This window comes from Staphylococcus sp. FSL W8-1207, from assembly GCF_038003745.1.
Lineage (GTDB): Bacteria > Bacillota > Bacilli > Staphylococcales > Staphylococcaceae > Staphylococcus > Staphylococcus equorum.
The window spans coordinates 822,687-837,514 of the sequence record NZ_JBBOPU010000001.1 but is presented as its reverse complement, the minus strand read 5'-3'; the positions used below and the strand labels follow the sequence as shown (position 1 = coordinate 837,514).

Annotated in this window: 14 protein-coding genes, 1 riboswitch and 1 other annotated feature; all 14 genes read right to left on the bottom strand. The window is 33.1% G+C overall.

All coding sequences use genetic code 11. The annotated features are described in order from the left end of the window. Positions 1 to 55 precede the first annotated feature (55 nt). Complete coding sequence (gene tig / locus NSR03_RS04230; RefSeq protein ID WP_002507382.1) at positions 56 to 1,366, bottom strand: trigger factor; 1,311 nt, start codon at positions 1,364 to 1,366, stop codon at positions 56 to 58. Positions 1,367 to 1,537: 171 nt separating this feature from the next. Next, entirely contained in the window at positions 1,538 to 2,461 is a 924-nt protein-coding gene (locus NSR03_RS04225) for a hypothetical protein (RefSeq protein WP_021339095.1), read from the bottom strand. Positions 2,462 to 2,473: 12 nt separating this feature from the next. Then, positions 2,474 to 3,085 (bottom strand): NUDIX domain-containing protein, encoded by a 612-nt coding sequence (locus tag NSR03_RS04220; protein ID WP_021339094.1) that lies wholly within the window; start codon positions 3,083 to 3,085, stop codon positions 2,474 to 2,476. Positions 3,086 to 3,203: 118 nt separating this feature from the next. After that, the gene (gene rplT, locus NSR03_RS04215) at positions 3,204 to 3,560 is read right to left on the bottom strand and encodes a 50S ribosomal protein L20 (RefSeq protein ID WP_002507379.1); all 357 of its coding nucleotides are present in this window, start codon (positions 3,558 to 3,560) and stop codon (positions 3,204 to 3,206) included. A gap of 48 nt (positions 3,561 to 3,608) precedes the next feature. Next, positions 3,609 to 3,809 carry a 50S ribosomal protein L35 gene (gene rpmI / locus NSR03_RS04210; protein ID WP_002507378.1) on the bottom strand — a complete coding sequence of 67 codons (201 nt, stop codon included), beginning with the start codon at positions 3,807 to 3,809 and terminating at the stop codon, positions 3,609 to 3,611. A 26-nt stretch (positions 3,810 to 3,835) separates the two neighbouring features. Then, positions 3,836 to 4,363, bottom strand: a complete 528-nt coding sequence (gene infC / locus NSR03_RS04205; RefSeq protein ID WP_002507377.1) for a translation initiation factor IF-3 — start codon at positions 4,361 to 4,363, stop codon at positions 3,836 to 3,838. A gap of 22 nt (positions 4,364 to 4,385) precedes the next feature. Then, positions 4,386 to 4,514 (bottom strand) — a sequence feature (ribosomal protein L20 leader region). Positions 4,515 to 4,575: 61 nt separating this feature from the next. After that, complete coding sequence (locus NSR03_RS04200) at positions 4,576 to 6,060, bottom strand: amino acid permease (protein WP_021339092.1); 1,485 nt, start codon at positions 6,058 to 6,060, stop codon at positions 4,576 to 4,578. 217 nt (positions 6,061 to 6,277) lie between these two features. Then, positions 6,278 to 6,450: riboswitch (Lysine riboswitch) on the bottom strand. A gap of 71 nt (positions 6,451 to 6,521) precedes the next feature. Next, entirely contained in the window at positions 6,522 to 8,459 is a 1,938-nt protein-coding gene (gene thrS / locus NSR03_RS04195) for a threonine--tRNA ligase (protein ID WP_002507375.1), read from the bottom strand. Positions 8,460 to 8,799: 340 nt separating this feature from the next. Then, entirely contained in the window at positions 8,800 to 9,723 is a 924-nt protein-coding gene (dnaI, locus tag NSR03_RS04190; protein ID WP_021339091.1) for a primosomal protein DnaI, read from the bottom strand. After that, positions 9,724 to 11,118, bottom strand: a complete 1,395-nt coding sequence (locus NSR03_RS04185; RefSeq protein WP_021339090.1) for a replication initiation and membrane attachment family protein — start codon at positions 11,116 to 11,118, stop codon at positions 9,724 to 9,726. Then, the gene (gene nrdR, locus NSR03_RS04180) at positions 11,119 to 11,589 is read right to left on the bottom strand and encodes a transcriptional regulator NrdR (protein WP_064782843.1); all 471 of its coding nucleotides are present in this window, start codon (positions 11,587 to 11,589) and stop codon (positions 11,119 to 11,121) included. Between the two features lie 394 nt (positions 11,590 to 11,983). Beyond that, on the bottom strand, positions 11,984 to 13,009 hold the full coding sequence (gene gap / locus NSR03_RS04175) for a type I glyceraldehyde-3-phosphate dehydrogenase (RefSeq protein ID WP_064782842.1): 1,026 nt from the start codon (positions 13,007 to 13,009) through the stop codon (positions 11,984 to 11,986). 298 nt (positions 13,010 to 13,307) lie between these two features. Next, complete coding sequence (gene coaE, locus NSR03_RS04170; RefSeq protein WP_021339087.1) at positions 13,308 to 13,931, bottom strand: dephospho-CoA kinase; 624 nt, start codon at positions 13,929 to 13,931, stop codon at positions 13,308 to 13,310. 15 nt (positions 13,932 to 13,946) lie between these two features. Continuing rightward, positions 13,947 to 14,819: a bifunctional DNA-formamidopyrimidine glycosylase/DNA-(apurinic or apyrimidinic site) lyase gene (gene mutM, locus NSR03_RS04165; RefSeq protein ID WP_002512483.1), complete on the bottom strand. Its 873-nt coding sequence runs from the start codon at positions 14,817 to 14,819 to the stop codon at positions 13,947 to 13,949. Positions 14,820 to 14,828 lie beyond the last annotated feature (9 nt).

Genomic DNA, 14,828 nt, shown 5'->3' with positions numbered 1-14,828 from the left:
TATATTAAACGACCAACATATAATTCACAAAATAATTTGCTCTTTTTATATTTAGTTACGCTTCAGTGTCATCTTTAGATGGTTCTACTAATTTTGCTTCTTTAACTAATAAATCGATAACATTTTGGATACGAACATCATTTTTAACGATATCAGTATTACCAAGTGTTTGTTTAATATCTTCTACTGACATATTAAATTGTCCACTCATTTTTTCTAGTTCTTTATCGATATCAGCTTCAGTTACTTCAATTTCTTCTGCATCAGCAATAGCAGTTAATGTTAAGTTTGTTTTAACACGTTCTTCTGCATCATCTTTCATTTGTTCTCTTAATTGCGACTCATCTTGACCAGAAATTTGGTAATAAGTTTCTAAATTAAGACCTTGTTGTTGCATACGTTGTCCAAATTCTTGAACCATACGATCTAACTCAGTGTTAATCATAGCGTCTGGAATTTCAACAGAAGCATTATTTGATGCTTTGCTAATTGCTTCTTCTTTTTGATTATTCTCAGCGTCAGTTTCTTTTTGCTCAGTTAGTTTTTTACGTAAGTTTTCTTTGTATTCATCAACAGTGTTTGCTTCTGCGTCTAATTCATTCGCAATCTCATCTGTTAGTTCTGGAACGTCTTTATATTTAATTTCATTTACTTTAGCTTTGAAAGTAGCTTCTTTTCCAGCTAATTCTTCAGCATGGTATTCTTCTGGGAAAGTTACAGTAACATCTTTTTCTTCTCCAATTTTAACACCAACTAATTGTTCTTCGAATCCTGGAATAAATGAACCTGAACCAATTTCAAGGTCATAGCCTTCAGCTTGTCCACCTTCAAATTGTTCGCCATCAACGTAACCATCAAAGTCGATGTTAACTGTGTCACCATCTTCAACAGCACCATCTTCTTTAACTACCATTTCAGCTAAGTGACCTAATTGGTGATCAATTGATTCTTGTAATTCTTCTTCAGTTAATTCAACATTTTGTTTTTCAATTTCAAGACCTTTATAGTCTCCTAACTCAATTTCAGGTTCAACTACTACACTCGCTTCGAATGTCATATCGCTACCTTTTTCCATTGTAGTTACATTGATTTCTGGTTGATCAACTGGTTTAATTCCAGTTTCGTCAATAGCTTCACCATAAGCTTCTGGTAATAAGATATCAACGGCATCTTGATATAGTGCTTCTACGCCAAAGCGTTGTTCAAAAATTTGGCGAGGTACTTTCCCTTTACGGAAACCTGGCACGTTTATTTGTTTAACTACTTTTTTGAAAGCTTGATCAATTGCTTTGTCTACTTTTTCTGCTGGAACTGTAACGGTTAATACTCCTTCGTTACCTTCCTTTTTTTCCCAAGTTGCTGTCATGTATAAAAACCTCCATGAATATCCTATTTTATTTTTTCAACTTCATTATTATATCATACGTCAATGCTCTACACAAACACTGAGTTTACAAATAATATTGAATGAATAATTGAAATTAATTTAATTATTATTTTACTACTATTATTAATTACCCAAAAATTTAAACATTAATTATTCATGCATATCAATTGAAGTAATTAAATTAACAATAGTATTAGTTGTGTCTAAGCTTTCTAAACCTAACATTGATTTGAAATAGTTTGTGTAAGCTTCAATCCATTCATTTTCAGATGCTATGCTCTCTATGTCTAACGGGTAAAGTAAAATAGCATGGTTGTTCATAAGATGAAGTGCTTCTTCTACAATTTGTGCTGCATCATCTTCCATTTGCTTAATGACTTCTGGAATAATTTTAATCTTAAACAGCGTTTGTTCAAGACCGGAAAGATGATTTGGATTCACTTCAACTGTATAACCAAATTTCTGAACACGAATGTTTTGATTGTATCCGGCAAAACGTAAATATTCAAGCATTATACTCACAACATTCGGTGCAAGTTCAATTTCATTAATAATATTTACCACTGTTTCTTGATAACGATACTGATTATGATCTATTAAAGTTAAGATTGTACTAATTTGTTCACGTAATGACAACGACTCAAAATCACGGAGCATTTCTGCTGCATGCGCATTATGTTTATCAATTTGACTTAGGGCATATTCTTTTAATGGAAATAGTTCCATTCTCGTTTTATGATCATTGACTTCATCAATAATTTGATTAATGACGTCAACGACTTCAAAATATTGTCCTAACCCGTTTAAACTTTTTACATAATAAACCATAAGGTCATCATACTTAGTAATACCTTGTTTCAGTAAAATAATAGCTTCTTCACGCAATTCAAGATAATGTCCCATTTTGTATAACATGGCACATTTCAATAGAGACATTTGCTCATCTAATTCAAATTGTTTTTCAAAATCTTCAAACAGGTCATACATTTGATCTAATTCATTATTGTTAAAAGATTGTTTGATTTCTCTTATTAGTTTATCTTTTGAACGTGGAAAGGGAATGATATCAGACATTTTTATGCACCTCTATTGTATTGACTGTAATATTAACGTACTCCATGTTTCAAAATCATCATAATTATCTATTTTACTTTGATTCACCCATTTTATTTTTAAAGTATCTGTTTCTTTAGCTTCAACATCATTACTATTCACTTTAATTTTGAACACTACACCTAAATGAACTTCGCCAACTTCATTTGTATCATCATTAATAAAACCTATGTATGCTAAATTTTGTGTTTTACTATCTGACAGACCTACTTCTTCTTCAAGTTCTCTTTGTGCATTAATGCGCAATACTTCATTGATAGATTCAGCACCTTTTACATCGTTCATATGTCCACCGACACCGATTGAAGATTGACCATGCAAACGTGATTCTCCACCACCTGCTAATCTCTCATACACTAAAATTTCATCATTCTCATTTTCTAAAATACAATAAGATACCAATTGTTTATATGTCGGATCTTCCTCCATATCTCCACGACGCTTAATTTCATACTTTGAAAGTGCGTCAAAGATATCTTGACCCTTTTCAGAATTTTTATCAAGAAAACCGTTAAATTGATTCTTTTCACTATTAAATAAAATTGTTCTTGGTACTACCGTAATCATTTCATCAAATTTAGACATAAATTTCTCCTTCATATATGGCTTCTAAGCCATTTTATCAAATGATAGTTATTTATCAAAACGTTAATAGATACAAAAATAAAGAGATGTACGAATTGTACATCTCTTTATTTGAGAATTATTTTAAAGCGTCTTTAGCTTTAGCAACTAATTCACCGAAAGCTTTTTCATCTGAAATAGCAATTTCAGAAAGCATTTTACGGTTAACATCGATTCCAGCTTTTTTCAAACCGTTCATTAATCTTGAATAGCTCATGTCATGTTGACGTGCAGCTCCATTAATACGTGTAATCCATAATCTACGGAAATCACGTTTTCTTTGACGACGGTCGCGGAATGCGTACTGTCCTGATTTCATTACTTGTTGTTTTGCTACTTTATATAAAGTTCTTTTTGAACCAAAGTAACCTTTAGCTAATTTAATCGTCTTTTTACGACGAGCTCTTGTTACCGTTCCACCTTTAACACGTGGCATAATAAATTCCTCCTCAAAATATCTTCAATCTTTTTTATCTGTCGTTACTTATTTTTTATAAGCTAATAATTGTTTAACGCGTTTCATATCTGATTTGCTCACTAATGAAGCTTTACGTAATTTACGTTTTTGTTTAGTTGTTTTGTTTGCAAACATATGTGAAGTGAAAGCTCTAGAACGTTTTAATTTACCTGAACCAGTTCTTTTAACACGTTTTGCTGCTCCACGGTGTGTTTTCATTTTAGGCATGATTCAATTCCTCCTGTAGTATCTTTTTATTTTTCGTTAAGTGGGTTAAGCATGATGAACATTTGGCGTCCATCCATTTTAGGTCTTTGCCCAATTGTAGCGATATCTTTACATTCTTCTGCAAATTTTTCTAATACGCGTTGACCAATTTCTTTATGCGTAATAGCACGCCCTCTGAAACGAATTGAAACTTTACATTTGTCGCCTTTTTCTAAGAATTTACGTCCGTTCTTCAATTTAGTTTGGAAATCATGTTCCTCAATTGTTGGACTTAAACGAATTTCTTTAAGGTTAATAACTTTTTGTTTCTTCTTCATTTCTTTTTCTTTTTTCTGTTGTTCGAATTTGTACTTACCATAATCCATGATTTTCGCAACAGGTGGTTTAGCGTTAGGCGACATAATAACTACATCGAGTTCTACGCGCTCTGCCATTTCTAAAGCTTCTGCTTTAGATTTAATACCGATCTGTTCTCCGTCATGTCCGATTAAACGTAATTCTTTTGCACGAATCTTTTCGTTAACTTGAGTCTGATCTTTTGCTATGGTTGACACCTCCAAGATTTTTACGAAATTATCCCAAGAAAAAGAGCGAGTATATAATATACCCGCTCTTCTTTACACACAACAATGTCGTATGTATATAGACCTGCCAACTACTATTAGTGTCGCAACAGGTGAGAAGCGGGAGCTTCTACTTGGTTCGTTTCGTATTCAACATTACCTATCTTAGCAACAATTCATTAGCAAGTCAACAACTTTTCTATTTATTTATCGTCCATTTTAACATTTTGTCTTAAATCCACTTGTTCTAATGGTATTATTTTTGTTTTATAACGTAGTTTATGATAAATGAAGAATGCTAAGAATACTGGAATACCCATATATGTGATAACAAATCTATTGAGATCAAAATCTCCTGATTGGATGAAATCAACATCTTGTCCAATAATTACAAGTACACACAAGACACCTGCAAAAATAGGCCCGAATGGGAATAATTTAGCTTTATATTTTAATTTTGATTTATCATAGTTTTGTTTATCAAAAGCTTTTCTAAATCTGTAATGACTGACTGCAATACCAACCCATGCAATAAAACCAGTCAGACCACTTGCAGCAACGATATATTCATAAGCGTCACCGCTTAAATGTTGTAATACAAAGATAATTACTACGATTACTGCTGTAGCGAGTAATGATACATACGGTACACCACTTCTATTTGTTTTACCAAATATAGGATATGCAAGCTTATCTTTACTCATTGAATATAGCATACGTGTTGAAGCATACATACCTGAGTTACCTGCTGATAATACCGAAGTCAGTATAACAGCATTCATGAATGAGGCTGCAAATGCTAGCCCTGCATTTTGGAATACAAGTGTAAATGGTGAAGTTGAAATATCATCTCCGCCACCCATAAGTGATGGACTATCGTATGGTATCAACATACCAATTACAAAGATTGCAAGAATATAGAATATCAATATTCTCCAGAACACTTGTTTAATTGCCTTAGGAACCGCGCGCTCTGGATTTTCAGACTCTCCTGCTGTAATACCAATAAGTTCAGTACCTTGGAATGAAAAGCCTGCTACCAAGAACACACCTAAAATCGCTAAGATACTTCCTCCAAAGCCATCACCTAAAATAGGACCACTACCTTGAGTGAACGTGTCAAAACCAACAAACTCTCCACCCATGATACCAACTATTGTCAATAAACCGATTGCAATAAAGATAATCACAGTAACTACTTTAATCAAAGCAAACCAATATTCACTTTCGCCAAATACTCTAACGGACAATGCATTCAGTCCAAATATAATAATTAAGAATAGACAGCTCCAACTCCAAGCTGGAATACCTGACATTGGTGTCCAATACTGTATTACTTGTGCAGCAATCGTTACATCGGCTGCAACAGTAATTACCCAGTTAAACCAATAGTTCCAACCTAATGCGAATCCTAGAGATGGATCAACAAAACGTGTAGCATATGTACTAAATGATCCTGACACTGGTAAATATGTTGCCATTTCTCCTAGAGAAGTCATGAGGAAGAATACCATCGCTCCAATGATTGCGAAGGCTAAGAGCGCACCTAAACCACCTGCATCATGTATTGCACCACCAGAAGTCATAAATAAACCAGTCCCAATACAACCTCCAATTGCAATCATGGATATATGGCGATCTTTCAGCCCCCTTTGAACACCATCATTTTGATTCACTTGTTTTGCCATAGACGCTTCCCTTCCTTAAATATAGAGGTTAACTTACTATATGATTAAGATTCATACTATTTATAGTTTGAGCAGTAGTTCATTGTAATTAACTATATGAATTACACAACAATTATAATTTTCGCTCTTTCCCGTTAACGTATTTATGATAATCATTTGACTAAAAATAAAATGGTTGCATACCTATTAGATATGCAACCATTTTAATAATAGCATTTATATAGGTAGCACATCACATATGTGACAGTCCAGTTTCTTTCGATAACTGGCCCAACCTGTATAGTTAATGGACAATACAAGTTTCGGCATCTTCACCTTTCTATTATTCAACATATGCCCCATTCGGCTTCTGAATAATTACTCATTGAAAATGCAACCTCTAACTCAAATTTAATTTTAATATGAATGTGAACTAACTTCACTATTCTGTAATATACATGATTTCTTCAAGAGTTTCAAGACTATCTTTGTTTTTTCAATCTAATCTCATCGAGTAAATTCCAAATGAATTCTTCTTTTTCTAACGTTTCTTGATCTTGGGAACCATATTTTCGTACATTTACTTCATTGTTTTCTACTTCTTTGTCCCCTACAACGAGTTGGTAAGGTATTTTTTGCATTTGTGCTTCTCTAATTTTATAACCCATTTTTTCATTACGATCATCAATTTCAACTCTTACACCTTGAGATTTAAGCTCGTCTTGAATGTGTCTAGCATAATCATAATGTAAATCAACGTTAACAGGTATAATTTCTACTTGTTTTGGTGCTAACCATGCAGGGAATGCACCTTTTGTTTCTTCAGTTAAGAATGCGACGAAACGTTCCATAGTAGATACTACACCACGGTGAATGACTACTGGTCTATGTTGTTCTCCATCATTACCAATATAAGTTAAATCAAATTTCTCTGGTAACAAGAAGTCTAATTGGGCTGTAGATAATGTTTCTTCTTTGCCCATAGCAGTTTGAACTTGTACGTCAAGTTTCGGACCATAGAAGGCTGCTTCGCCTACTGCTTCTTCATAATCTAAACCAAGTTCGTCTACCGCTTCTTTCAACATACTTTCTGCTTTATTCCACATGTCATCGTCATCGAAATATTTTTCTTTATCTTCAGGATCTCTATAACTTACACGGAACTTATAATTTTCAAAGTTGAAATCTTTGTATACATCAACAATTAAATTTACAACACGTTTGAACTCTTCTTTAATTTGGTCCGGACGTACAAAAATATGCGCATCATTTAATGTCATTCCGCGGACACGTTGTAAACCAGAAACCGCACCACTCGCTTCATAACGATGCATAGTACCTAATTCAGCAATTCTAATAGGCAATTCACGATATGAATGTGGTTTATTTGCATAAATCATCATATGGTGCGGACAGTTCATTGGTCTTAAGACCATTTCTTCATGTTCATCTAATTTCATTGTTGGGAACATGTCTTCTTGATAATGGTCCCAATGACCTGATGTTTTGTATAAATCAACGTTGGCCATTACAGGAGTATAAACATGGTCATAACCCATACTTACTTCTTTATCTACAATATAACGTTCAATTTCACGACGAATTGTAGCACCGTTAGGCAACCAAAGTGGCAAACCTGCACCTACTAAAGGGTTGTTAGCAAATAGTTCTAAATCTTTGCCAATTTTACGGTGATCACGCTCTTTGCGTTCCTCCAACATTTTCAAATGTGCTTTCAATTCTTTTTTATCGAAAAATGCTGTGCCGTATATACGTTGTAACATTTTATTGTCACTATTTCCACGCCAATAAGCACCAGCTGTAGATAATAATTTAAATTCTTTTATTTTAGAAGTAGATGGTACATGAACACCACGACATAAATCAGTGAACTCTCCTTGGGAATATAAAGTCACATTTTCATCTTCTGGAATAGCATCGATTAATTCTTGCTTATATGGGTCGTCTGAGAAAAATGATTTAGCTTCATTTCTAGAAACCACTTTACGTTCAATTGGATAGTTTTCATTAACAATTTGTTTCATTGTTTTTTCTATTTTTTCAAAATCATCTGATGAAATACTTTCTTCCATATCAAAATCATAATAAAATCCACCATCAATTACCGGACCAACACCAAAATGAACATTACCATAGAGGCGTTTTAAGGCTTGTGCCATAAGATGTGCAGTAGAATGACGTAATACTTCTAGCGCTTCATCAGAACCAGGTGTAACGATTTCAATTGAGCCATCTTCGTCAATTGGTCTAGTTAAATCAATGAGTTGTCCATTTAATTTACCAGCTACAGCTTTTTTTCTTAATCCTGGACTTATAGAATGTGCAATATCTTCTGTAGTTGTACCTTTATCAAACACTTTTGAATTGCCATCTGGAAATTTAATATTTATTTGCTCCATAAAAACCCTCCTATTTATTCAAGCACTTAAATCAAAATGAAATGATGTTTATACTGAATTAGACTCAAAAACAAAAAGACCCCATCCCTAAAAAGGGACGAGGTCTTCGCGGTACCACCCTAAATTAAAGTTATGATGTAATAACTTTACTCTACGTAAGATAACGGTCTTGAGCCGGATGTTCATTACAACATCAATTATGAAGTAGTAATGAATAAACTTACTTACCAGCATCTCATCTTTTACTGGTTCTCTGTAAAGTAGTGGCTTATTCATCTCGTCTTCATTTCATTTGTTATGATTTAGATTTAATTATATTATACAACATTTATTTTAGATTTCAATCGTTCCTGTAATTTTTTCCTTCTAAGAAATATGGTGTTGATAATGTTTTGATTCTTTCCATGATTCTTGCAGACTTAGTTTTTTCTGTGCCGTCTCGCGTGACAGAGAGATGATATTCTAATTCTTCAAAACTTAAATTAGAACTGAAAAATGTAGGTAACTCTTGAACCATACGATAATGTAACAGTGGGCCAATCACTTCATCTCTTGCCCATGGTGTAATGTCTTCAGCACCTATATCATCTAACATTAATATATTTGCTTCTCTTACTCTAGAGAGTTTCGTTTCAAAAGTACCATCTTTAAATCCGCCTTTAAGTGAACGGATGAATTCTGGTAGATAAACAATTGTAGATGGAATTTTTTCAGTTTTTAATTGATTTGCAATTGCGCCAAGGATAAATGATTTACCAGTACCAAATGGGCCATGTAAATACAAACCTTTAATTTGGGGCTCTTTATTTGTTATTTTTTCACAAATTTGGTTAGCAGCCATTGCGACATCTAATCGATCTCTTCTATCCATATATATATCTTCAAGTTTTGCGTCTAGTGTGTCACGTTGCATATGGTGCGATGTAATTAAATGTTTATTAAACCGTTCTTCGTCGTGTTTAATTTTACAAGGACAAGGTAAATAGCGAATTTTTATATGATTATGTTCGATATATAATTCAGGAATATGACCTGTCACAAAATTGGGACAGTCTTTTAGTTTATGACCATCATAACGCTTTTCTTGATCTTTATATTCTTGTAAAATATTCAAATCTTCATCTATCATCGCATTTGTCAGTTCAGCTTTATGCGACTCTAAAAACTGTTTAACGTCTGGATCATTGACGACATCTTTTTTTATCTTGGCAATTTTTTTTGATAAATCATTTGAATCACCCATAATTTGATTAAATGGTTTCATCTACTTGTCCTCCTTCCATCTATCTTTAAGTTGATTTAAAAACTGTTCTCTATCATTCTTCAATTTTTCATCATCTTCATTATTATTTGAAGTGTCAGTTTCTGTTTTATTATCTCGTTCTTCTAACCATTTAGGTGTCATTTCTCTCGATGCTAATTGTTTTTGTTTATAATAAGACTTAGATGATTTGTTTTCCGTCTTAGGTTGATTCACTTTTATCGCATAATTATATGCTTGTTCAGCTGTTTTGATGCCTTTTTTCTTCCAATTTGATGCTATTTCAAAAATGTAAGTCTTCGGTAGCTTCATATCTTCTTTCAACATCACAAATTGTAACAGTATATTAATGACACCGAATGACAATTGTTCACGTTCTACTAATTCTTCAATCATATACTTTTGTTGTGTTGTTGGTTCAGATTCTGACCAAGACGCTAACATATCTATGGGACTTGTTTCTTCTAATTGTTTTAGCCAAGTAACAGATTTTTCCTCATCTTGCGTTTGGTTGTTATTCTGCACTTGAGTAGCTTGAGTTGTACTATCTGCATAATTGTTAGTTTTGATATTTAAAGATGGCATTTGTTGTTCATGCTCCATCAAATAATAAGTTCTTGCATGTTTTCTTAATTCTTCAAACGAAAGTTCTTGCGCGCTTGTTATCGATTTTAAAATGATACGTTTCATCGGCTCCGGCGTCAAACCATATAAAGTCGCGATTTGTGTAATTAAAGCTTTGGCTTCTTTATCAATAATTTTTGTGCTGATAAAGTGGTTTTGCAATAAATCATATAATGTTTCAAAATCAAAGTGCACTTGTGACAAGTTTAAACCTTCATATGCCGTTTCACTTTGGATTTCATTTGTATTGTCATCTAATGACTTGTTAGGTACTTTAAACACATCAGTGAAATTTCGTGTCACATCTTGATACTTGCTAAAGTCAATTTGCTTTTTATGTTCAAAATGGCGTTTCAATTGTTGATAGCGTTGTTTGCTTACTTCACTAAACAAATACACTGATAACATTGGATCACTGAAAAATTGTTTTGCTGATGGTGGTTGGACAAGCTGATAAACAAAAGACGAATGCTGCGCATCATGATTCACTAATGTTTTAACTAAACCAATTCCCTCTAATAAGTCCATATCTTTTCTAAATTCTAATAAATTAATCTTTAACTCACTCATAATTATATAGTGCGTCAATACAGAATCCGTTTCATATTCAACAAACTGATTCAAATAATGATATAAACCAATTGCATTTGCACCAATCATTGGTGTAAACAATCTATTTAAAATTTCTAAATGCTTACTGTTCAAATAGAAATTGCGCACAACAGTAAAATTATCATGTGGTCTCAAACCATAATCATATGATTGTAACCCCATTTAAGAATCACTCCGTTTATTTCCAGCTAAAATACCTTGCATAGATTGTAATAGTTGATCTACATCCTTAAACTCTTTATATACAGATGCAAATCTTACATACGACACTTGGTCTACGTGCATAAGTAAATTCATCACATGCTCTCCAATTTCACTTGAAGAAATTTCTGCATGTCCTTCATCACGTAACTTCCATTCAACATTATTCGTAATATCTTCTAATTGTTGATAACGGACTGGTCTTTTTTCACATGAACGCACCAATCCATTTAAAATCTTTTCACGTGAAAATTGTTCTCGCGTACCATCTTTTTTTACTACAATGAGTGGTATTTTTTCTATATGTTCAAAAGTTGTGAATCTCGTACTACACTTTTCACATTCTCTTCTTCGTCGAATCGCATTAACTTCATCTGCATGTCTAGAGTCTACAACACGAGAATGAGTCGAATTACATTTCGGGCATTTCATCGAATTATCACCCTCTCGTTTTGATTACTTATCATTATACTATAAATATGTATGTCACAAAAGAATCACTATGACACATGTAAAATACTTATTGCATTATGTAATTTTTATCACTAATATTCCAAATATTGATAGAATTTAACATGCTAATTGCGTCTCTATGATAGTAAGTTTAACATGCTAAGTAATTTCATCATTACTTTTTTCTACAATCATCTAGTATATAGGTTTAAACGACAAATTGAAAACTCCTTTCAAAGTAAGCACTAACAATGTGCATTACTTCAAAAGGAGTATATATAACACTTTCTATCATCATGTCGTACAGTCTAAACATTATGGATTCTTAGCATTTAATCAATTAGTTAATTATTAAATGTTATAAATGTGTACTTTAATTTGTGACAGCGCCAACATCATTTTTGAGTAATTGACCTATTTGTTCAGCCACATCTACAACTCTATTTGAATAGCCCCATTCGTTATCATACCAAGCGATTACTTTGACTTTATTGTCACCCATAATCATTGTGCTTTGTGTATCAATAATTGCTGAATGTGGATTTGTATTAAAGTCCATAGATACTAAAGGTGCATCTTCTGTTGCAATCACACCACCTAAGTCATTATCTTTAAATGCTTGATTGACTTGTTCAGCCGTTACATTCGTGTCTAAATCAACGACTAAATCTACTAATGAAACATTCTTCGTTGGCACTCTTAATGCCATACCATGTAATTTACCATCTAATTCAGGTAGTACTTCTGTTAATGCCTTTGCAGCACCTGTTGAAGTTGGAATAATACTTTCATTACAAGAACGCGCACGTCTTAAATCTTTATGCGGATTATCTATATTATTTTGATCATTCGTAATGGCATGAACCGTTGTCATCAAACCATTTTGTATACCAAATTGATCATTTAATACTTTAGCAACCGGACCAATACAGTTAGTCGTACATGAAGCATTGCTAAATATGTCATACTGTTCAATGTCTAATTGTTTATTATTAACACCTTTGACAATCATTTGGACTTCTCCACCTTTAGATGGACCCGTGAGCAATACTTTTTTAGCACCTGCATTAATATGTGCAACAGCTTTATCTCCATGATTGAATTTTCCGGTAGCCTCAATAACGATATCGATGTTTAGCGTTTCCCAAGGTAAGTGCTCAGGATTTCTTTCTGCTACAAGATTAATCTCATGGTTATCGACTTTGACCCCATTTTCTATAGGCTCTACTTTTAAATCGTAAGCACCATGAGTTGTATCATAATTAATTAGGTGGGCAATCGTTTCAGGTGGGTAGCTCGCATTAATTGCTACTACATTTAAATCCTTATTTTTCAAAGCGATTCTTAATACCATTCTTCCTATTCTACCCATTCCATTAATTGCAATATTTGTCGTCATTCAAAGCACCCCTTATTTTTGTGTTATACTTTATGGAAATAGTATAACATAAATAAAAGTACAAGAAAGCGTTTTCTAAAATAAAATCAAAAAATTTGCATTCCGCTTACCTAAGAGCTTAAAGAGACCTTTTCGAGATAATTTCATCTGTATAATTTGAAATCATAGTAAAAAAGTACTACTCAAACTTAGATTATAAGTTGAGTAGCACTTCAGAATACACTTATTAAACCATACTAATGTATATTAAATCAAGCATACGATAATTATCATTTAAAAACTCACTTAAAAAGATGATTTACTGCGCTTCTTCTTCAGTATTGTTGTGAATATAGCCTTCTTCTACAAGCATTCTTTCTAAGTTCTGCTTCAATTCTAATTTCGTATCACGGTTATCAATTTCACGATCCGCCATTCTACGTTTTTTATCGATTGAAATTTGACTATAAACACGTGCTTTCGCATCTTCCATTGATAAATTATTACGTTCCATCAATCTATCAATTTGAATACTTTCAGAAGTGTATACTAACCAAACCTCATCCACTGTATCTTGTAAGTCATTTTCAAATAATAACGGAATATCCATAATGACATTATAGCCTTGCTCAAGATAAGCTTCTTTTTCTTCTTCCATGATGTCTCTAACAATAGGATGAATAATTTCATTTAATTCCAATCTTTTCTCTGGATGATTAAATATGACATCTCCTACATATGATCGATTCATATTGCCATCTTCATCTATCGCTTCTTCTCCAAATGCTTCTTTAACTTGTTCTAGTCCTTTGGTACCTTTTTCTACTGCTTGGCGTGATGCAACATCTGCATCTACGACTTTAAAACCATGTACGGTTAATAATTCCGAAACACTGGATTTACCTGATGCGATACCACCTGTTAGTCCTATAACCTTTGGCATAATATCACTCTTCCTTTATTTTTGACATGTAGCGCAGAAATGACTATTTCTCGTTGCAATAACTTGAGTTTCAATATCACTTCCACACACTTTACATATCTTTTGTTTATAAACATTAAGATGTAATTGCATCGTACCTGTACTACCGTCTGCATGACGATAATCAGATATGCTCGTTCCACCATATTTTATACCCGCTTCTAATACATCTCGAACATAATAAAATAATATTTCTCGTTCTTGATTATTCAACTCTTTTGATAGACGCGCTGGATGGATACCTGCTCTAAAAAGCGCTTCACACGCATAAATGTTACCACAGCCGGAAATGACCCGATGATCTAAAATCATTTGCTTAATAGGCTTGTTTTGGTAAAGTTTTTTATTAAACCATGATAAATAATGTGGCATTGCTTCTTCATCAAATGGTTCTGGAGCAATTTCTAAAAATGAGGGATACGCCTCAAATGATGGCACATTTCTAATTTCACCGAAGCGGCGAATATCAGAATAGACAAGCAACTTATCATTATTTAATTTAAATATAACATGCCAATGTTTACGATAATTTGGAACACTAATATCCTCTATCTTATCGACCACAAAGAAACCACCAGCCATACCTAGATGGCTAATAAGTATTCTTTCTTCACCGTTTTTCTCTAAGTAGAAAACGATATACTTACTTCGTCTATCTATATCACTAATTGTAAAATGCTCAGTAAAGCGTCTGAACGTATCTAATTCTAAACCTTTAATTATCGTCTCACGTTGGTTTGCTTTACCTTCATGCACTTTGTCAGAAAAAGTAACTGATTCAATTGTTTGTCCTTTAACAAAAGGCTTAATACCTCTTTTTACATGTTCTACTTCTGGTAATTCAGGCAATATAATACC

Excerpts from the sequence above, each read along its gene's own strand:
- tig (WP_002507382.1), bottom strand. The coding sequence starts at position 1,366 with ATGACAGCAACTTGGGAAAAAAAGGAAGGTAACGAAGGAGTATTAACC.
- NSR03_RS04225 (WP_021339095.1), bottom strand. The coding sequence starts at position 2,461 with ATGTCTGATATCATTCCCTTTCCACGTTCAAAAGATAAACTAATAAGA.
- NSR03_RS04220 (WP_021339094.1), bottom strand. The coding sequence starts at position 3,085 with ATGTCTAAATTTGATGAAATGATTACGGTAGTACCAAGAACAATTTTA.
- rplT (WP_002507379.1), bottom strand. The coding sequence starts at position 3,560 with ATGCCACGTGTTAAAGGTGGAACGGTAACAAGAGCTCGTCGTAAAAAG.
- rpmI (WP_002507378.1), bottom strand. The coding sequence starts at position 3,809 with ATGCCTAAAATGAAAACACACCGTGGAGCAGCAAAACGTGTTAAAAGA.
- NSR03_RS04200 (WP_021339092.1), bottom strand. The coding sequence starts at position 6,060 with ATGGCAAAACAAGTGAATCAAAATGATGGTGTTCAAAGGGGGCTGAAA.
- thrS (WP_002507375.1), bottom strand. The coding sequence starts at position 8,459 with ATGGAGCAAATAAATATTAAATTTCCAGATGGCAATTCAAAAGTGTTT.
- dnaI (WP_021339091.1), bottom strand. The coding sequence starts at position 9,723 with ATGAAACCATTTAATCAAATTATGGGTGATTCAAATGATTTATCAAAA.
- NSR03_RS04185 (WP_021339090.1), bottom strand. The coding sequence starts at position 11,118 with ATGGGGTTACAATCATATGATTATGGTTTGAGACCACATGATAATTTT.
- nrdR (WP_064782843.1), bottom strand. The coding sequence starts at position 11,589 with ATGAAATGCCCGAAATGTAATTCGACTCATTCTCGTGTTGTAGACTCT.
- gap (WP_064782842.1), bottom strand. The coding sequence starts at position 13,009 with ATGACGACAAATATTGCAATTAATGGAATGGGTAGAATAGGAAGAATG.
- coaE (WP_021339087.1), bottom strand. The coding sequence starts at position 13,931 with ATGCCAAAGGTTATAGGACTAACAGGTGGTATCGCATCAGGTAAATCC.